We start from the raw sequence: 17,469 nt of genomic DNA, 5'->3' as shown, positions 1-17,469 counted from the left end.
ATGGTAGAAATAAATAGAGATACAAAAGAGACAAAAATAAAGTGTAGTTTAGTGCTAGATGGTTGTGGAAAATTTAATATAAATACTGGAGTTGGTTTTTTTGACCATATGCTAGAAGCTTTCAGTAAGCATAGTGGTATTGATATAAATTTAGAATGTATAGGTGATTTACACATTGATGCACATCATACAGTTGAAGATTGTGGAATAGTTTTAGGGCAAGCTTTAAAAAAAGCAATTTTTCCCATTCAAGCTGTTGAAAGATACGGAAATGCAACCGTTGTAATGGATGAAGCTGCAACAACTTGTGCTTTAGATTTATCAAATAGACCTTTTTTGGTATATGAGATAAATGTTAGTGGTAAAGTAGGAGAATTTGATGTTGAATTAATTGAAGAATTTTTTCATGCATTGAGTGGTAATGCTGGAATCACACTTCATTTAATTCAAGAAAGAGGAAGAAATAAACATCATATTATTGAAGCAACATTTAAAGCTTTTGCTGTTGCACTAAGACGAGCTTTAGTTAAAAATGAGAGATTAGGAATACCAAGTACAAAAGGTGTTTTATGATTGAACTTTTAGTATTTGACGTAGATGGTACTCTTACAAATGGTGATATTATGTATTCAAGTTCAGGAGAAGAATTTAAAACCTTTAATGTAAACGATGGTTTTGCAATGGTTTTTTGGACAAAACAACTTGGGAAAAAAGCTGCGATTATAACTGGACGTGAATCAAAAATAGTTGAATATAGAGCAAATGAATTAAAAATAGAACATCTATATCAAAATGTAAAAGATAAGTTAGCTATTCTTGATGAAATCTTGAAAAAAGAGGGTTTAAATTATAGTCAGGTTGCTGCAATTGGTGATGATTTAAACGATCTTAAAATGCTTAAAAAAGTAGGATTGTCTTTTGCTCCACAAAATGCTACTGAACTAGTAAAAAATAGTGTAAATGTTGTTTGTAAAAAAAGTGGTGGTAGTGGTGCAGCTAGAGAAATGATAGAATACATATTAAGAGAAGATAATCTAGAAGAGGAGTTTTTAAACACATGGCTTTAAAAATATTCATCTTTTTAATGCTTGTTTTTAGTACAATTTTTTATTTTATACCTGTAGAGAGTTTGCATACTAGTCTAAAAAAAGAAGAGGCTCCGCAGTTGATGTTTGAAAATTCTACTATGTATACATTAAATGATATAGGTGTAACAAGAGTTGTTGAAGCAGCAAATGTTTTAAAATATAAAAATAGAGATGAAATGTATTTAGCTAACATTACTCTAAGAAATCAAGATAAAACAAAAGATTTTTTAATTGAGAAAATTAAAGCCGATAAAATGGAAAAGATTGGAAATACATATAATTTTATAGATAATGTTGAGTATATAAGAGATAATTTTGCAAAAGTTAATACAGATTTTTTAAAGTATGATGAAATAAAAAAAATAGCTACAAATTCACATCCTTTTAAAGCTATTTACAAAACTCATAACTATGATGGAATAAATTTATATTTAGATGCAACAAATGATTTTATAAAATCAAAAAATACACATTTTAAAATTGATCTTAATGATAAAAAAGGAAAATAAATGAAATATTTGGTAGCAACACTACTTTTCTCAACTGTACTATTTGCACAAAATGATATTTTGGAAATTGATTCAATAGATTTTCAAGCAGATGACAAAAAAGGTATATCTATTTTTACAGGAAATGTAAAAGTAAAAATGAATCAAGATAGATTAAATGCAAAAAAAGTTGAAGTATATTTTGAAACAGATAAAAAAACAAACAATAAAACACCTTTAAAGTATGAAGCTACTGGTGACGCTGATTTTGAAATCGTAACTGCAGATAAACATTATGTTGGTAAAGGTGATAAAATAATTTATGATCCTAAAAAAGAGGAATATAATATTATAGGTAATGGTTTTGTTCATGAGAAAAAAGATGATAGAAAAGTTTATGGAGATAACATTTTTATAAATCAATTAAGTGGTGAAGCAAAAGTTAAAGGTAGTGAAAATAAACCTGTTAAATTTATTATAAATGTTGAACGAGGCGAAAAATAATAGTATGAATTTAATAGATGCCAAATTTTTACAATCAGCCCAAAGTTTAAATGATTCTCCACCACCTTCAATGGCAGAAGTTGCTTTCCTAGGTCGTTCAAATGTTGGGAAATCTTCAATTTTAAATTCTCTTACAAAGCAAAAAGGTCTTGCGAAATCTTCTTCAACTCCAGGAAAGACGCAACTTATAAATTATTTTGAGATTAAATTTAAAACAGATAATGTTGAAAATCCTTATGTTTATGCAAGATTTGTAGATTTACCAGGTTTTGGATATGCAAAAGTTGCAAAAAGTTTAAAAGCTTCTTGGAATAAAAATCTAACAGGTTATTTAGAACAAAGACCAAATCTTCAAGTGTTTGTACATTTAATTGATTCAAGGCATCCAGATTTAGAAATAGATAAAAATGTTGATGAATTTGTGAAACATATTAAAAGAGGCGATCAAATTATAATTAATGCTTTTACAAAAATTGATAAGTTAAATAGTAGTGAATTAAATAAATTGAAAAGAGATTATCCTGATGGAATTTTTGTTTCAAATTTAAAGAAAAAAGGTATAATCGATTTACAAAATAAAATTACGGAGCACCTTTTTGGAAATTGAATTTTATAAGCCTACAGTTCTTGATATACCACAAATGCAGGAGTTAGTAAAACCTGAAGTTGATAAAGGGATCATATTGCTAAGAACAGAAGATGAAATGGCAACAACAATAAGATCTTATATAGTTGTAAAAGTTGATGGAAAAATGGCTGGATTTACAGCAACTCATATTCACTCACCTAGAATGGCAGAAGTTAGAAGTTTGATTGTAGATGAAAAATATAGAGGCTTAGGTTTAGGTAAAAAGTTAGTTGATAAGTGTGTCGAAGAAGCCAAATTTTATGGAATAAAGCAAGTACTATCTTTAACTTATGAAAAAAATTTTTTCTTAAATTGTGGGTTTAGAGAAATTCCAAAAGAGGAAATTCCTGAGCAAAAAATTTGGGCTGACTGTATAAAATGTAAGCTTTTTCCAATTTGCAATGAAGTTGCAATGGTAAAAGATATAGCATAGATTAAAGTTTTACTTTAATCTACTTATTTTGCATGTCTTGATGACATTCTAAACTCTCTTCTACTTATAGCATCATTGTATCTTCTTTTATCATCTTCTGTTATTAGTTCTAGCTTTGGAACAGGTGTTGGTTTTCCATCTTCATCAACGGCTATCATAGTGAAGTAACATACGTTTGTATTTTTTATACTATGATCTTTTATATCTTCTGAAATTACTTTTATACCTATTTCCATAGATGTTCTTCCTGTATAATTTACAGAGGCATGGAAAGTTACAAGTGAACCAATTTTTATAGGATCTTTAAATAAAACCATATCAACAGATAAAGTCACTGCATAAGTTCCTGCATATCTAGCTGCACATGCATATGCTACGTGATCTAGCATTTTTAAGATCTCTCCACCATGAACATGTTTACCAGAGAAATTTGCTTTATCTGGAGTCATAAGCATAGTCATAGTAAGTGATTTTTCTCTTTTTATATTTTCCATATTTTATACCTTAATTAATTATTGACCAAATTATAGTTAAAAATAATATATATTTAAAAAAAAAAGCTTTGATTTCTTTTGAAAGTAAAATAAGGTTTAAAAAGGTAACAATTAATAAAGCAATATTATTAAAATATTACTTCATTTGTTTCAGTATTTCTCACCAAATCTATTGAAAAACACTCATTTGAAAGATTTCTTACACTTGTATCTTTGTATAAAGTTACTACTTTGTGAATAGTTTTTAGTTCATCGCTTGTAAAAATAGTTTCATCAAAATCTTCATCTATTTTTGCAAATTTCAATTCTCTAAATGTAGGTTTTTCTACAATATCTATTTCTAAAAAATCCATAAGTTCTTGAATAAAAAACACTCTATCATCTTCTTCATCTTCAAATTCTACGTCATCAATAATCAAATTAAAAAGTTCATCTAAAACCAGAGGTTTTACACCTCTAGAAGTTTTTATGAAAGTTTCATTTACAATTTTTTGGTTACAAAAGTTTAAATGATTGTACTCTATAAAAAATAGCATTAGTTCTATTTTTTTGTGATTTAGTGCCTTTACTTGTTTGTGCAACATATATAAAATAATATTTGCTACTTTTGTCATATCTATATTCATAAAAATCCTTAATCTGCGTAAGTTTGCATTAAAATATCTCTGTATTCATTTAGTTTTTTCATTTTTTCTTCATCTCCTCCATTTAAATCTGGATGATAAATTTTTGCTAATTCTTTGTATTTTCTTTTTATATCATCTTTTGTAGGAGTTTGGCTAAATCCAAAAAAATCTTTTGCTTCTTGTAATTTTGAAGATTGATTGTAAAATCCACCTTGGAAACCACTGTTATTAAAATTTTGGTTAAAATTTTTGAATTCAAAATTTTGATATTGGTATTGAAATTTTGAAGCATTTTTTAAAAAAGCTCTTCTTAAAAAATATACAGCTACTACTAAAAACAGAATAATACCACCAATTATCATTAGAAAAGTACCAAAGTTTGTAAAAATTAGATATAAAATTAAAATAGTTATCGCTAAGTTTATAATTTGTCCCATAAAATACCTTAAAAAAAATTGGGTATATTATACAATAAGTAGATTAATCATAATGTTTTTGTACAATATCCTTTTAAAGGATTAAAAAATGAGTTATGAAGATTTTATAAAAGCAGTTGAAATGTTTGGAATTATTTCGACAATGAGTAAAAAAGATATAAAAAAAAGATATTTAAAACTTTCTAAAAAATATCATCCTGATATGGAGGGTGGAAGTAATGAAAAATTTATGCAACTCAAAGAGGCTTATGAAATTTTGCAAGAATATATGGATAATTATAGTTATTCATTTGAAGAAAATGAGTTTAAAAAGCAGTTTCCAAGCTTTACAAACTATAAAAATTGGGTTAAATAGGAGATAAAATGATAAAAGCTTTATTAATAGTTTTTTTAGCAACAGTTTGTAGTTTTGCTCAAACATATTCAAAAAACGAAGTTGAAAAAATGATTGCAAAAATGGTTATTTTAGGTTTTAATGGTACAAGCATAGATAAAAATAGTCAAATTTATAAGGATGTAGAGTTTGGATTGGGTGGAGTGATTTTATTTGATAAAGATCCAAATGATAAGACAAAAGTAAAAAATATAGAAAGTAAGGCTCAGTTAAAAAAGTTAAATCAACAACTTCAAAATATTTCTAATAGAAAACTTTTAATTTCTGTTGATCAAGAAGGTGGAGTAGTTCAGAGACTAAAAAGTGATATGGGATTTGTAAATATTTTAAAAGCTAGTGAAATAGCATTAAAAGATGAAGATTTTGCAAAACAAACTTATCAAAACTTAGCAAAAGATTTAAGTAGTGTAGGAATAAATCTTGATTTTGCTCCAGTTGTTGATTTGGCTATAAATAAAGATAATAAAGTAGTAGTTACAAGAGGAAGAAGTTTTGGAGAGGATTCTAAAGTAGTTACAAAATATGCTTCAATTTTTGTTGATGAGTTACAAAAAGAAGGTGTTCTTTCAACTTTAAAACATTTTCCAGGACACGGTTCATCTTTAGCTGATTCTCATTTAGGTTTTGTAGATATTTCAAATACGTGGAGTAAAAAAGAGTTAGAGCCATATAAATATTTTATTAAAAACAATAAAGTTGATATCATAATGACTGCTCATGTTTTCAATGAAAATTTGGATAAAAAGTATCCAGCTACACTTTCATACAACGTAAATACAAAACTTTTAAGAGAAGATTTAGGATATAAAGGAGTATTAATAACAGATGATTTGCAAATGAGTGCAATAAGTAAACATTATGATTTAAAAGAGACTTTAACGTTAGCTATAAATAGTGGTGTAAATTTTTTATTATTTGCAAATCAGTTAGCAAAACCAGTTAGTTTAGATGAAATTATAAAAACAGTTTATGCTCAGATATTAAATAAACAAATACCTTTACAAAAAATAGTTGATTCAAATAAAAAGATTGATGAACTTTTAAATAAATTATAATTAAGGAAAAAATATGAAAACAGTTGCAATTGCAGGTGCTAGTGGGTTTGTTGGGCAAAGTTTGGTTGAGTATTTTTCAAAACAAAATTATAAAACTGTACAAATAAAAAGAGAAGTTTTAAGTAATGCTTCAAAACTTGATGAGCTTATAGAAAGTTGTGATATTGTTGTAAATCTTAGTGGAGCAAATATTATAAATAGATGGAGTGAAGAGTATAAAAAACTTTTATATAGTAGTCGAATAAACACAACTAAAAGTTTAGTAGAAAGTATTAATAGAGTTCAAACAAAACCAAAAATGCTTATTTCTACTTCGGCAGTTGGAATTTATGATAACAAAGCAACTTATGATGAAAATGGAAGTTATTCAAATGATTTTTTATCAAATCTTTGTCAAGAGTGGGAAAAAGAAGCAAAAAAAGTAAATAATGGATTTACAAAAGTTACAATTTTTAGATTTGGAATAGTTTTAGGTAAAAATGGTGGAGCAATTTCAAAAATGATGTTGCCATTTAAACTAGGTCTTGGTGGAATTATTGGAAGTGGAAAACAATATTTTTCTTATGTTCACATAGAAGATTTGGTTAGAGCTTATCATTTTACTATAGAAAAAGAGCTAGATGGAGTTTATAATCTTACAGCTCCAACTCCAACAACAAATTATGAATTCACTAAAACTTTTGGAAAAATTTTAAATAGACCTACAATATTTCCAGTTCCAGAGTTTGTATTAAAACTTATATTTAGTGAAGGTGCTAAAGTTTTAAGTGATGGACAAAGTGCAGTTCCAAAAAATCTTTTACAAAATGGTTTTGAGTTTAAGTATAGAAATATTGAAGAGTGTTTAAAAGAGATTTGTAATAAGTAGTATGAAGTTATAAAATAACTATACAAAAAAGCTTTTTTATATTATAAAATAAAATAAAAAAAGGTTTTGCTATGATTTTGGGAGTTTCTTCTTGTTTACTAGGAAATATGTGTAGATATGATGGTCACGGTGCGAAAGATGAGTTTGTATTTGATAGCTTAAAAGAGTACTTTACTCTTTTACCGTATTGTCCTGAAAATTCAATTTGGGGAGCTCCTAGAGAGGCAATTAGACAAGTTTCAATAGATGGAGAGGTTAAAATATTTACATCTACAAAAGAACCAAAAGATGTAAGTGATGTACTAGAAGTTGCTTGTGAAAAAATGGCTTTAAAAGCTTGTAATGATGACTTGTGTGGATTTGTTTTAAAATCTGCTTCTCCTTCTTGTGGAATGGAGAGAGTTAAAGTTTATCAACCTTTAAATGCACCATCAATTAAAAATGGAGTTGGAGTTTTTGCAAAAAAACTAAAAGAAAAAATGCCAAATTTACCAATGGAAGAAGAGGGTAGATTAAATGATGCTTGGCTTAGAGAAAATTTCTTGATGCAAGTTTACTCTTATGCTGATTTAAAAAATTTACTAAAAAAAGAGAAAAAAATCTCAACTTTGGTAGAATTTCACACTTCATACAAATATTTAATATATTCAAAATCACAAAATTCTTACAAAATCTTAGGAAAAATAGTAGCAAATAGCGAAAAAAAGGATATTGAAGAACTTTATAAAGATTATGAAGCAGAATTTTTAAAAGCAATAGCTACAAAGTCAACTTTAAATAAAACTTACAATATTTTACTTCATATTTTTGGTTATTTTAAAAAACATATAACAAAAGAAGAAAAAGTTGATATTTTAGAAAGCATGTACGATTTTAAAAATAGAGTAATTCCTCTAATTAGTGTAATTAAGATATTTAATTTATATATAAATAGATTTGATATAGTTTATTTAAAGAATCAGAAATTTTTAAATCCATATCCATCAAAACTTGCACTTAGAAGTGATTTGAAGGCATATAAATGAAACAAATTTTGTGGTTTAGAAGAGATTTAAGAATAATTGATAATGAAATACTTTCATCTGCAAAAGGTGAAGTATTACCAATATTTATTTTTGATAAAAATATTTTACAAAATCTTCCAAATAATGACAAAAGAGTAACATTTATTCATAAAAGTGTTTATGAGTTAAAAGAGAATTTAAAGAAAATAGGGCTTGATTTAGCACTATTTTTTGATACTCCGACAAATGTTTTTACAAAGTTAAAGAAACAAGGATTTGATGAAATTTTAACATCTATTGATTTTGATAGTTATGCAAAAAAAAGAGATGATGAAATTGAAAAAATAATACCTCTTAGAAGATTTTTAGATTCATACTTGATTAATCCAAAAGATATTTTAAAAAGTGATAAAACACCATACAAAGTTTTCACACCATTTTATAATTCTTTAGAACCACTTCATCAATCAAATTATATAAAAGAGTTTGAAGTTTCAAAAAATATAAATAAAGTAGATTTTGATTATAGTTTTTTTCCTAGCTTAGATGAATTGGGATTTGAAAAACAAGATTTACCTAATTTTTTATATAAAACAGCAGATGAATTGATCTGTGATTTTTCAAAAAAAATAAGAAATTATCAAGAAAATAGAGATTTCTTTTATCTTGACGTTGGTTCAAATTTATCTGTTCATTTAAGATTTGGACTTATTTCTCCTAAAATGGTTTTTAATAAAATAAAAAAACTGCAAGCTCCTAAAAAAGAGATAGATTTTTTTATAAGAGAGCTTATTTGGAGAGAATTTTACAACTATATTTTATATCATTTTCCAAAATCAGAATTTGAAAATCTAAATGGTATAAATGTAAATTGGAATCAAAATGAAGAAGATTTTCAAAAGTGGTGTGAAGGAAATACTGGTGTTCCAATAATTGATGCTAGTATGAGACATCTAAATAGTACAGGACTTATGCACAATCGTTTAAGAATGATAGTTGCATCATATTTAGTAAAAAACTTGTTAGTTGATTGGAAAAAAGGTGAGGCTTATTTTGCACAAAAACTTTTGGATTACGAAGCTAGTTCAAATATAGGTTCTTGGCAGTGGGCTGCTAGTACAGGAGTTGATGCAGTTCCTTATTTTAGAGTTTTTAATCCATATTTACAATCAAAAAAATTTGATAATGAAGCACTATTTATAAAAACGGTTTTAAAAGAGTTAAAAGATGTTGAACCAAAAAAAATTCATAATGAAAATGGAGTACAAGAAGATATCTTTTTAACTTATCCAAAACAAATTGTATCAATTAATTATTCAAGAGATAGAGCTATTTTAGAGTTTAAAAGGGCTAATTGTGAAAAAGTTTGATTTAGCTGTTGTTGGAAGTGGAATAGGTGGAAGTTTAATCTCTATTTTAAATAAAGATAAGGATTTAGTTTTATTTGAAAAGGATAAAAATTTAGGAGGAACTGCATCTACGTTTAAAAGATTTGGAAACTATTTTAATACAGGTGCGACTACTTTTGTTGGATATGAAGATAATCATATATTAAAAGATATATTTGATAGTGTAAATTTTGTACCTGATTTAATAGAGAGTTCTTATGCTTATAGAACTATTATAAATGGAAAAATTATAGATAGAAAGACGAATTTTGAAGAGTTTATAGAGAGTTTAAACACTGTTTTTTATCATAAAAACAATAGATATTTTTGGCAGACTTTAAAAGATATTGATGAGAGATTTTGGAGACTTAAAGATATATATTTTGCAAAATATAGTTTAAACTCTTATTTAAAAAGTTTAAAAACTATTGAAACTCTTTTTAAAGAGTATAAATTTTTAATGTTTAAAACAGCAAAAGGTTTTATAAAAGAAGTTCTAGGAGATATCTCAAAAGATTATCAAAATTTTATTGATGCACAACTTCAAATTACTTTGCAATCAACTTCTAAAGATATTCCACTTTTATCTTTTGCAATTGCTTTATCATATCCTTTTCATAAGATTTTTTATGCAAATGGTGGTATGGGAAAACTTTTTGATGATATGTTAAAAGATATAAATGTAAAAAATAAAGAGCAGATAAAATATATAAAAAAGGAGAAACATTTTTATAGATTAATCTCTTCAATAGATGAATATTTAGCTTCAAAAGTTGTTTTAAATATGCCAGTTTTTGAGTGTAGTGAAATGTTTTGGGATAAAGATATACAAAACTATTATAAAAAATTTAAATTTTATGATCAAAGTGCTTTTGTAATTTATCTGAAAATAGATTCAAGAAAAGAGTTTTTAAATCATTATCAAATAATTTTGAATGAAAATATACCAAATTCAGTTTCAAAAACTTTTTTTGTATCTTTTAGTCACAAAGATGATGAAAAATTATCAAAAAATGGATATTCTGTTACGATATCTTGTCACACAAAAGCTCTTTTTTGGGATGAATTATCAAATGATGAATATGAAAATAAGAAAGAGATTACAAAAAATTTTATCCTAAATGAACTATTTAAAAATTTTGAAGATATAAAAAAAGAGGATATCAAAATAGATTTTTGTGCCACTAGTAAGACCTTTAAAAGATATATAAATAGGTTTAATTGCGGTGCAACACCTTTAAATCTTAAAAATATTTTTAAAATTCCAAGCTCTATAACGCCTTTTGAAAATCTATACAATGTAGGAGATTCGGTTTTTGCAGGTCAAGGATGGCCAGGAGTTGCTTTAGGTGCAAAAGTTTTAAACTCAAACTTATTTAGATAATATAATAAAAATATAAAAGGTATTTGATGCTAAAAAATGAACTAAATATATCTGTAAAGGATTGGAGAAATATTTTAATAATTGGAATACTATTTGGATTTTTTCAATCTTTAATATTTTATTTTCTAAACCCAAATTTACAAACTATTTCTACAATTATATTTAGTATTTGTACAGCTTTTTTTATAACTATTTTTGCAATAGTTTTAATTACTTTTTCAAATAGATTTATTCTTCCTAAAATTCAAAAAAAGTTTTGGACAGCTTTGAGCCTTTTTTTCTCTTTTTTATCTGGTTTTTTAGGTTTTGTTTTATCATTTTTTGTTTTTCACAAATCAAATACAGAAGTAATAGCATTTATAAGTGATTTTTGGTTAAATATTGGTGTTGTAGTAGGTTTTTTAACTCTTCTAATAGCATTGATATTGCATCAATTTGTATTCTTAAAAAATAAAAATAATCAAATACAACAAGAGATTTTAGAATCAAAACTAAAATCACTAGAAAATGAGTTAAATCCACATTTTTTATTTAATGCTCTAAACTCAGTTTCACAGCTAATATACATAGATAAACAAAAAGCTGAAAATGCTGTACTACAGTTGTCGAAGTTTTTAAGAAATGCTATAAATAAAGAGAGTTTAGTTACACTTGAAAATGAGATTTTTATGGTACAAACTTATGTAAATATAGAAAATATTAGATTTGATAATAAAATTGTTTTGCATATAGATGATTATAAAAATTTAAAGTTTGTAAAAATACCGAAATTTTCTATTCAGCTTTTGGTTGAAAATGGTATAAAACATGGATATTTAGGAAAAGAGTTGAATATTTTTATTAAATTTGACAATAATATTATAAAAGTATCAAATGATGGTAAAAAAAGTTCAAATATAAAATTTAAAACAGGTTTATCAAATCTAGAAAATAGACTTAGATTGTTAAATATTGGAGAATTGGATTTTTCTGTAGAAAAGGAAAACATGGTCTTTTGTATTATTTTAAAGGATAAAAATTGAAAGTATTAATAGTAGATGATGAAAGTTTAGCATTAGCAAGACTAAAAAGAATTTTAAATGATAATAATGTTTTTGATATTGTAGAGTTTAATGACCCACTTGAAGCTATAAAAGAGGTATCAAAAACAAAGTTTGATGCTGCTTTTTTAGATATTTCTATGCCAAATTTTAGTGGTTTAGAACTAGCAGAGATTATTTTAAATATTGAACCAAAAACATTTATAGTGTTTCAAACTGCTTATGAAGAGTATGCTTTAGATGCTTTCAAAAAAGGTGGTATGGGATATTTGCTAAAACCTGTTGAAGATAGTGAACTAAAAAAGACTTTACAAAAGATTTCAATTTATAAAGAAGAAAAGAGTGTTTCAAAAAAGATTTTAGGAAAAGTTTCTGATAAAATCTATCTAGTAGAGCTTGACGAAATATTCTATATAAAAGCAGATTTAGATGAAATTATTATAAGAACTAAAGATAATTTTGTCTATGCAAAGAAAAAGATAGGTGATATAGAAGAGATATTAAAAGACAAAAATTTCTTTAGAGTTCATAGGTCATATATAGTAAATGTAGATAAAATTAAATCTATAAAAAGTGTAGAACAGTCAAAATTAGAGATATTTTTTAATGGCGTAGATGAGTATATAGTTAGCTCAAAAGATGGTGCAAAAGAGTTTAGAGAGTATCTAGATAGAAAAAGTATATAAATTGTCATAAAACTGCTACAAAATATTTATAAATTCTTTTATAATTTTAAGACTATAGGAGGAAATTATGGCTACAACAGCTTGTATAAAGTGTCATACATTACCATCGTTTGATGATTCAAATTCAAAAGTTGTATTTGGTTTTGAAGTTGTTGAACTATGTAAAAAGTTTAGAAATTATTTAGATGAGAATAGAATAGATTACTTGAAAGAAGATAGTTTAACAGTAATCTTAAAATCTGTATGTTTGGTTGATTTCTTGAGTACTCTTCTTTCAAAAAGCATATTTAAAAAACATGAGAGAGAAGCTATTTGTATCCTTAGTTTAAATGAAAATGAAGAGTTTCATTATTCAAAAATTAGAGATGTAAAGAGTTTAGAAAAGTATAAAAATTTGATTTCAGCAAGTGAATTATCTAATCTTTTAACAAAAGGTGGTTTAACTGCACATTTCCAACCAATTTTGGATATAGAAAATAATACAATTTATGGTTATGAAACTCTTGCAAGAGGTGTAAATGATGATGGAACATTAGTTTATCCTGATAAACTTTTTAAATGGGCAAAAGATGGAGATATGCTTTTTTATCTAGATAGAGCTTGTAGAGAGAGTTCTTTAAAAACTGCTGCTATTAAAAATATTAGAGCAAAAGTTTTTATAAACTTTATACCAACGGCAATTTATGATCCAAATCACTGTTTACAATCAACAGTTAAATGGGCAAATTCATTGGAATTTGATCCTAAAAATGTGATATTTGAAGTTGTCGAAAGTGAAAATGTTGAAGATATTGAACATTTAAAAAATATTTTAAATTTTTATAAATCAAAAGGATTTATGATAGCTTTAGACGATGTTGGTAGTGGTTATTCTTCTTTAAATATGATTGTTCAGCTTCATCCTGATATTGTAAAAATCGATAGAGAAATTATAAAAGATATTGATAAAAACAAAGCAAATCAATCTGTATTTGGAGCAATTGTAAAAATTGCAAAAGATAATAATATTATTGTTTTAGCTGAAGGTATAGAGACTAAAGAAGAGTTTTTATATTTAAAAGAAAATGGTGCTTCATTGGCTCAAGGTTATTACTTTGCAAAGCCATCTTCAGAGCCAATTAGAAAAATTAATTTTTAAGGAGTTAGAGATGTTAAAAGAGATTTTATTTACAGGACTTGGTGGAGCATTACTGCTAAAAGAAAGAGTTGAAGAAGAGTTAAAAACTCTTGAAGAAAAAGGAAAAATTAAAACTTCTGATGCAAAGAGCTTTTTAGAGTCTTTAGAGCAAAAAGGAAAAGATGAAGATGAGAGAATTAAATCTAAAATAAAAGATATGTTTAAAGAAGTTTTAGATGAGCTTGGAGTTGCTACAAAAGCTGATTTAGAAAAGTTAAAAGAGGATTTAAAATAAAAACTTTTTATATTTATTTAAAACTTTTTTCACCTTACAGGGTTTATTTAATATTTAGATTTTTGTTATCTCTTTTTTTACTTATTAAAAAAAGGGATAGCTTTTTATTTATTAAACCATTAAAACCAAAAAAATTAAAAGAGACAATTTTTTATTTAGGAGCTAGCTTTATAAAACTTGCACAAGTTTTAGCAACTAGGTCTGATTTTTTTTCAAAAGAGTATTTAGATGAGTTAAAAGAGCTTCATGACAAACTTCCAAAAATGTCTAAAGCTGATTTTGAAAAAGTTTTTAAAGAGTCTTTCAAAGAAAAGTGTTTTAAAAAGTTTGAAAATGAGCCAATTGCAAGTGCTTCAATTGGTCAAGTTCATATTGCTTTTTTAGAAGATGATACGAAAGTAGCAGTTAAATTAAGAAGAAAAAATATTGAAAAACAAGTAAGAGTTGATATAAAAATATTAAATTTTTTCAATAAACTTTTTAGACCACTTTTCTCATATTACACAAAAAATTCCATAGATGCTGTTATAAATGAATTCTCAAGTATGATAAAAGATGAAACAAATCTTAGTATTGAACTTGAAAATTTAAAAAAGTTTTCTATTACTTATGAAAATAGTGGAATTTTATTTCCAAAACCTTATGAAGAGTTTTGTTCTCAAAGTGCTATTGTTATGAGTTTTATGGAAGGATTTAGATTTGACGACAAAGCTTCTTTAAAAAAATATGATATTGATTTTATACAAATTATTTCAAAACTAGTAAATTTTTATACAGAACAGATGCTAATAAATGGATATTTTCATGCAGATCCTCACCCTGGAAATCTACTTGTAAATACAAATGGAGATTTGATTTTACTTGATTATGGAATGGTTAAAAATATCGCAAATGATTCAAGAGTTGCAATAATTGAGTTAATTGACGGTGCAAATAGAGGTGATTTTGAAACCTTTGTAAGAGCAAACAAGAAGCTGGGAACTATTAGCTATGAAGCACCAGAAGGTTTAATGGTAGAGTTTAGTCAAAAAATGTTTGATATTTTCTCAAATGATAATCTATCTAGTGAATCTATGCAAAAATTGGCATTTGAAGTTTTAGAAAGTACAAGAGATTTACCTTTTAAACTACCAAGTGATGCTGTTTATATACTTAGAGTTAGTGCAATAATTGAAGGTTTAGGAACTACATATATAGAAAATTTTAATGGTGTAAAAGATATTTTACCAATTTTAAAAGATAACCTTCCAAAAGCCCTAGGAATTAAAACTACTATTTCTGAAATAGTTTTAGATGAGTTAGAATCAATACCAAAATTTTTAAAAAATCTAAAATATATGGTTGCAAAAAGTTCAAAGGGTGAACTTGAAGTACTTTTAAATAAAGATCAACTGGAATTTATAAAAAAAGATTTAAAAGATTATTTTGGCTCATATTTAAAATCTTTATCTTTTATTCTATTTGGAATGTTTTTAGTTTTTTATGATGAAAACTTAAAAAATTTGGCTTTACTTTTGGTTTCTTTTGGATTTTTAAGAGTTTGGTTTATCAAGTAGTTTGATTCTTAAATTCACTCATATAAGTTCTATAAAGTAGTGGAACCATTTGAGTTTGAAGCTTTAAATTTGTTCTTTCATTTATAGTTACACCTTTGAAAAAACTTTTCCAAAGTTTTTGGAATTTTTCTTCATTTGAAGAGTAGATTGGTTCATCAAAGTAAGCAACTTCTTGTATAGAAAAATCATTTTCTATTTTTATAAAAGCAAGTTTTCTATTTATGTCATGAATTATGAAATTTTGGTTGTTAAATCTTTTTAGAAAATGTTTTCCTAAAAAATAAACTACATTAAATTTTGATTCAATTTTAGCGTACAAAGTCTTATCTTCTAGCTCTTCAAATCTTATAAAACCTGTCATTTTATGAACATTTCTAAATAACTCTTTTTCAAGAGAGTTTAGATAAAAAACACAAGAGTTATTTATATTAAATAGTTGTTTTGACTCTTTGAAACCAATAATAATATACTCTAAAAGAGCTAGCTCAAAATCTTTTGAATCACACATAAAAATATTTAGAATTTTTTCAATCATCTCATTTGGAAATTTTATTTTTAGTGCATTTAAAACTTTTTCATATTCTTCTTTTGTTGTATCTATTTTTATAATATCATCAAAAATCATCTCATTTGGAAGAGTTCTGTATATTTTTATGGGTTTTAATTTTTTATAATAAACTTCATAAACTAAAGATAAAAAACCTTCAAAAGTTCCATCATAAACTAAAATCATAATTCACCTGTAATTGAACTAACATCAAAAAGTGTTGGCTGAACCAGTTTCTTTGGTTCAGGTTTTAGTAATGCTAATTTTAGATTTTCTCTATAAAATGGAACTTCTTTTTGAAAATCTTTATTGCAAGTGATAAAAAATTTTGCTTTTTTTATAGAGATTTTTAGTTTTTTTAAATCGTCAAATGTTAATTTTTTAAATCTTCTAGCACTTAAAATTTTCATAACACCTCTAGCTCCAATTCCAGGAATTCTTAAAAGTTCTTCTTTTGAAGCGGTATTTATTTCCATAGGAAAGTATTTTAAGTTATTTAAAGCCCAAAATGTTTTTGGGTCTAGTTCTTCATCTAAATTTGGAAATTCATCTGTAACTATCTCATCATAAGAAAAGTTATAAAATCTAAGTAACCAATCAGCTTGGTAAAGTCTATGTTCTCTAAGTAATGGAGGTTTTGTAACAACTGAAGGAAGATTTTTGTCATTATTTACTGGAATATAAGCACTATAATAAACCCTCTTTAGCAAAGCTTTATCATAAAGTGCAGAGCTAAGTTTAAGTATATCTCTATCACTTTCAGGTGTTGCCCCAACTATTAGTTGAGTACTCATTCCTATTGGTTTTTGCTCTTTTGCTAGGCTTAAATCTCTTGCAAATTTCAAAGGTTGCAAAACCTTTTCTTTAGTTTTATTTGGTGCTAGAAGTTTTAGAGATTTATCGCTAGGAAGCTCTATGTTTGAACTTACTCTATTTGCTAGTTTTACAATCTCTTCAATCAATTCCATAGAACAACCAGGAATTAGTTTTACATGAATATATCCATTGAATTTATATTCGTATCGCAAAATTTTCAAAGCTTTTAAAATCAAAGTCATTGTGTGGTCTTCATTTTTAACTATTCCAGAGCTTAAGAAAAGTCCTTCTATATAGTTTCTTTTATAAAAATTGATTGTAATATCTGCAAGTTCTCTTGGGCTAAAAACAGCTCTTGGAATATCATTTGAAACACGATTTATACAATATGCACAATCATATATACAAATGTTTGTAAGTAGTACTTTAAGTAGTGACACGCATCTTCCATCAGGAGTAAAAGTATGACAAATTCCGCTTGTATGAGTTGCTCCTAATTCTCCTTTTTTGTATGAAGTTTCAACTCCACTAGAGCTACAAGATACATCATATTTCGCACTGTTTGCTAAAATTTCCATTTTTCCATAAATATCTGTTTTCATTTTATAATTTTACTTTAAA

Annotated in this window: 22 protein-coding genes; 17 read left to right on the top strand and 5 right to left on the bottom strand. The window is 25.9% G+C overall.

What is annotated here, in order from left to right:
* Genes hisB through ACBT_RS07630 form a run of 6 tightly spaced genes read left to right on the top strand, consistent with a single transcriptional unit; the run spans position 1 to position 3,141 of the window.
* A complete protein-coding gene (gene hisB, locus ACBT_RS07655) occupies positions 1-573 on the top strand; it encodes an imidazoleglycerol-phosphate dehydratase HisB (RefSeq protein WP_024776173.1) in 573 nt (190 codons plus the stop codon).
* Positions 570-1,067, top strand: coding sequence for a KdsC family phosphatase (locus tag ACBT_RS07650; RefSeq protein ID WP_024776174.1), 498 nt, complete (start codon positions 570-572; stop codon positions 1,065-1,067). Before hisB ends, ACBT_RS07650 begins: the two co-directional genes overlap by 4 nt.
* Entirely contained in the window at positions 1,058-1,597 is a 540-nt protein-coding gene (lptC, locus tag ACBT_RS07645; RefSeq protein WP_024776175.1) for an LPS export ABC transporter periplasmic protein LptC, read from the top strand. Before ACBT_RS07650 ends, lptC begins: the two co-directional genes overlap by 10 nt.
* Positions 1,598-2,080, top strand: coding sequence for a lipopolysaccharide transport periplasmic protein LptA (gene lptA, locus ACBT_RS07640; RefSeq protein WP_024776176.1), 483 nt, complete (start codon positions 1,598-1,600; stop codon positions 2,078-2,080).
* Between the two features lie 4 nt (positions 2,081-2,084).
* Positions 2,085-2,687, top strand: a complete 603-nt coding sequence (yihA, locus tag ACBT_RS07635; RefSeq protein ID WP_024776177.1) for a ribosome biogenesis GTP-binding protein YihA/YsxC — start codon at positions 2,085-2,087, stop codon at positions 2,685-2,687.
* On the top strand, positions 2,677-3,141 hold the full coding sequence (locus tag ACBT_RS07630) for an N-acetyltransferase (protein WP_024776178.1): 465 nt from the start codon (positions 2,677-2,679) through the stop codon (positions 3,139-3,141). Before yihA ends, ACBT_RS07630 begins: the two co-directional genes overlap by 11 nt.
* Positions 3,142-3,164: 23 nt before the next feature.
* On the opposite strand, the gene ACBT_RS07625 is transcribed toward ACBT_RS07630, so the two are convergent.
* The 3 genes from ACBT_RS07625 to ACBT_RS07615 all read right to left on the bottom strand — a co-directional run bounded on the left by ACBT_RS07625 (position 3,165) and on the right by ACBT_RS07615 (position 4,698).
* On the bottom strand, positions 3,165-3,635 hold the full coding sequence (locus tag ACBT_RS07625; RefSeq protein WP_024776179.1) for an acyl-CoA thioesterase: 471 nt from the start codon (positions 3,633-3,635) through the stop codon (positions 3,165-3,167).
* Positions 3,636-3,763: 128 nt separating this feature from the next.
* Positions 3,764-4,261, bottom strand: a complete 498-nt coding sequence (locus tag ACBT_RS07620; protein WP_024776180.1) for a type II toxin-antitoxin system antitoxin SocA domain-containing protein — start codon at positions 4,259-4,261, stop codon at positions 3,764-3,766.
* 8 nt (positions 4,262-4,269) lie between these two features.
* Complete coding sequence (locus tag ACBT_RS07615) at positions 4,270-4,698, bottom strand: J domain-containing protein (protein WP_024776181.1); 429 nt, start codon at positions 4,696-4,698, stop codon at positions 4,270-4,272.
* Between the two features lie 88 nt (positions 4,699-4,786).
* Here ACBT_RS07615 and ACBT_RS07610 point away from each other — a divergent pair, with 88 nt between their 5' ends.
* The 11 genes from ACBT_RS07610 (at position 4,787) to ACBT_RS07560 (ending at position 15,485) form a co-directional block, all read left to right on the top strand.
* Entirely contained in the window at positions 4,787-5,053 is a 267-nt protein-coding gene (locus ACBT_RS07610; protein ID WP_024776182.1) for a DnaJ domain-containing protein, read from the top strand.
* Positions 5,054-5,061: 8 nt separating this feature from the next.
* Positions 5,062-6,147 (top strand): glycoside hydrolase family 3 N-terminal domain-containing protein, encoded by a 1,086-nt coding sequence (locus ACBT_RS07605; RefSeq protein ID WP_024776183.1) that lies wholly within the window; start codon positions 5,062-5,064, stop codon positions 6,145-6,147.
* A gap of 13 nt (positions 6,148-6,160) precedes the next feature.
* Positions 6,161-7,015, top strand: coding sequence for a TIGR01777 family oxidoreductase (locus ACBT_RS07600; RefSeq protein ID WP_024776184.1), 855 nt, complete (start codon positions 6,161-6,163; stop codon positions 7,013-7,015).
* Positions 7,016-7,086: 71 nt separating this feature from the next.
* Positions 7,087-8,040 carry a DUF523 and DUF1722 domain-containing protein gene (locus tag ACBT_RS07595; protein ID WP_024776185.1) on the top strand — a complete coding sequence of 318 codons (954 nt, stop codon included), beginning with the start codon at positions 7,087-7,089 and terminating at the stop codon, positions 8,038-8,040.
* Positions 8,037-9,389: a cryptochrome/photolyase family protein gene (locus ACBT_RS07590; RefSeq protein ID WP_024776186.1), complete on the top strand. Its 1,353-nt coding sequence runs from the start codon at positions 8,037-8,039 to the stop codon at positions 9,387-9,389. The genes ACBT_RS07595 and ACBT_RS07590 overlap by 4 nt, the downstream gene beginning before the upstream one ends.
* Complete coding sequence (locus tag ACBT_RS07585; protein WP_024776187.1) at positions 9,376-10,791, top strand: phytoene desaturase family protein; 1,416 nt, start codon at positions 9,376-9,378, stop codon at positions 10,789-10,791. Before ACBT_RS07590 ends, ACBT_RS07585 begins: the two co-directional genes overlap by 14 nt.
* A gap of 26 nt (positions 10,792-10,817) precedes the next feature.
* Positions 10,818-11,813 carry a sensor histidine kinase gene (locus tag ACBT_RS07580; RefSeq protein WP_024776188.1) on the top strand — a complete coding sequence of 332 codons (996 nt, stop codon included), beginning with the start codon at positions 10,818-10,820 and terminating at the stop codon, positions 11,811-11,813.
* Positions 11,810-12,517 (top strand): LytR/AlgR family response regulator transcription factor, encoded by a 708-nt coding sequence (locus tag ACBT_RS07575; RefSeq protein ID WP_024776189.1) that lies wholly within the window; start codon positions 11,810-11,812, stop codon positions 12,515-12,517. The genes ACBT_RS07580 and ACBT_RS07575 overlap by 4 nt, the downstream gene beginning before the upstream one ends.
* 67 nt (positions 12,518-12,584) lie before the next feature.
* Positions 12,585-13,655, top strand: a complete 1,071-nt coding sequence (locus tag ACBT_RS07570; RefSeq protein WP_024776190.1) for an EAL domain-containing protein — start codon at positions 12,585-12,587, stop codon at positions 13,653-13,655.
* Positions 13,656-13,665: 10 nt separating this feature from the next.
* On the top strand, positions 13,666-13,929 hold the full coding sequence (locus tag ACBT_RS07565) for a hypothetical protein (RefSeq protein WP_024776191.1): 264 nt from the start codon (positions 13,666-13,668) through the stop codon (positions 13,927-13,929).
* A gap of 170 nt (positions 13,930-14,099) precedes the next feature.
* Positions 14,100-15,485, top strand: a complete 1,386-nt coding sequence (locus ACBT_RS07560; protein WP_257116998.1) for an ABC1 kinase family protein — start codon at positions 14,100-14,102, stop codon at positions 15,483-15,485.
* Here ACBT_RS07560 and ACBT_RS07555 read toward each other — a convergent pair.
* Both ACBT_RS07555 and ACBT_RS07550 read right to left on the bottom strand, forming a co-directional pair.
* A complete protein-coding gene (locus tag ACBT_RS07555; protein WP_024776193.1) occupies positions 15,478-16,218 on the bottom strand; it encodes a TIGR03915 family putative DNA repair protein in 741 nt (246 codons plus the stop codon). The genes ACBT_RS07560 and ACBT_RS07555 overlap by 8 nt on opposite strands.
* A complete protein-coding gene (locus ACBT_RS07550) occupies positions 16,215-17,450 on the bottom strand; it encodes a putative DNA modification/repair radical SAM protein (RefSeq protein ID WP_024776194.1) in 1,236 nt (411 codons plus the stop codon). Before ACBT_RS07550 ends, ACBT_RS07555 begins: the two co-directional genes overlap by 4 nt.
* Positions 17,451-17,469 lie beyond the last annotated feature (19 nt).

The organism is Aliarcobacter cibarius (genome assembly GCF_013372265.1).
GTDB classification, from domain to species: Bacteria; Campylobacterota; Campylobacteria; order Campylobacterales; family Arcobacteraceae; genus Aliarcobacter; species Aliarcobacter cibarius.
The sequence above is the reverse complement of the archived record's forward strand: the minus strand, read 5'-3'. Positions and strand labels throughout refer to the sequence as shown.

Bases quoted from the DNA above. Each gene is read 5' to 3' on its own strand.
- ACBT_RS07605 (WP_024776183.1), top strand. From the start codon at position 5,062: ATGATAAAAGCTTTATTAATAGTTTTTTTAGCAACAGTTTGTAGTTTT.
- ACBT_RS07625 (WP_024776179.1), bottom strand. From the start codon at position 3,635: ATGGAAAATATAAAAAGAGAAAAATCACTTACTATGACTATGCTTATG.
- ACBT_RS07620 (WP_024776180.1), bottom strand. From the start codon at position 4,261: ATGAATATAGATATGACAAAAGTAGCAAATATTATTTTATATATGTTG.
- ACBT_RS07580 (WP_024776188.1), top strand. From the start codon at position 10,818: ATGCTAAAAAATGAACTAAATATATCTGTAAAGGATTGGAGAAATATT.
- ACBT_RS07565 (WP_024776191.1), top strand. From the start codon at position 13,666: ATGTTAAAAGAGATTTTATTTACAGGACTTGGTGGAGCATTACTGCTA.
- yihA (WP_024776177.1), top strand. From the start codon at position 2,085: ATGAATTTAATAGATGCCAAATTTTTACAATCAGCCCAAAGTTTAAAT.
- ACBT_RS07555 (WP_024776193.1), bottom strand. From the start codon at position 16,218: ATGATTTTAGTTTATGATGGAACTTTTGAAGGTTTTTTATCTTTAGTT.
- lptA (WP_024776176.1), top strand. From the start codon at position 1,598: ATGAAATATTTGGTAGCAACACTACTTTTCTCAACTGTACTATTTGCA.
- lptC (WP_024776175.1), top strand. From the start codon at position 1,058: ATGGCTTTAAAAATATTCATCTTTTTAATGCTTGTTTTTAGTACAATT.
- ACBT_RS07590 (WP_024776186.1), top strand. From the start codon at position 8,037: ATGAAACAAATTTTGTGGTTTAGAAGAGATTTAAGAATAATTGATAAT.
- ACBT_RS07600 (WP_024776184.1), top strand. From the start codon at position 6,161: ATGAAAACAGTTGCAATTGCAGGTGCTAGTGGGTTTGTTGGGCAAAGT.
- ACBT_RS07595 (WP_024776185.1), top strand. From the start codon at position 7,087: ATGATTTTGGGAGTTTCTTCTTGTTTACTAGGAAATATGTGTAGATAT.
- ACBT_RS07570 (WP_024776190.1), top strand. From the start codon at position 12,585: ATGGCTACAACAGCTTGTATAAAGTGTCATACATTACCATCGTTTGAT.
- ACBT_RS07610 (WP_024776182.1), top strand. From the start codon at position 4,787: ATGAGTTATGAAGATTTTATAAAAGCAGTTGAAATGTTTGGAATTATT.
- hisB (WP_024776173.1), top strand. From the start codon at position 1: ATGGTAGAAATAAATAGAGATACAAAAGAGACAAAAATAAAGTGTAGT.
- ACBT_RS07650 (WP_024776174.1), top strand. From the start codon at position 570: ATGATTGAACTTTTAGTATTTGACGTAGATGGTACTCTTACAAATGGT.
- ACBT_RS07615 (WP_024776181.1), bottom strand. From the start codon at position 4,698: ATGGGACAAATTATAAACTTAGCGATAACTATTTTAATTTTATATCTA.
- ACBT_RS07550 (WP_024776194.1), bottom strand. From the start codon at position 17,450: ATGAAAACAGATATTTATGGAAAAATGGAAATTTTAGCAAACAGTGCG.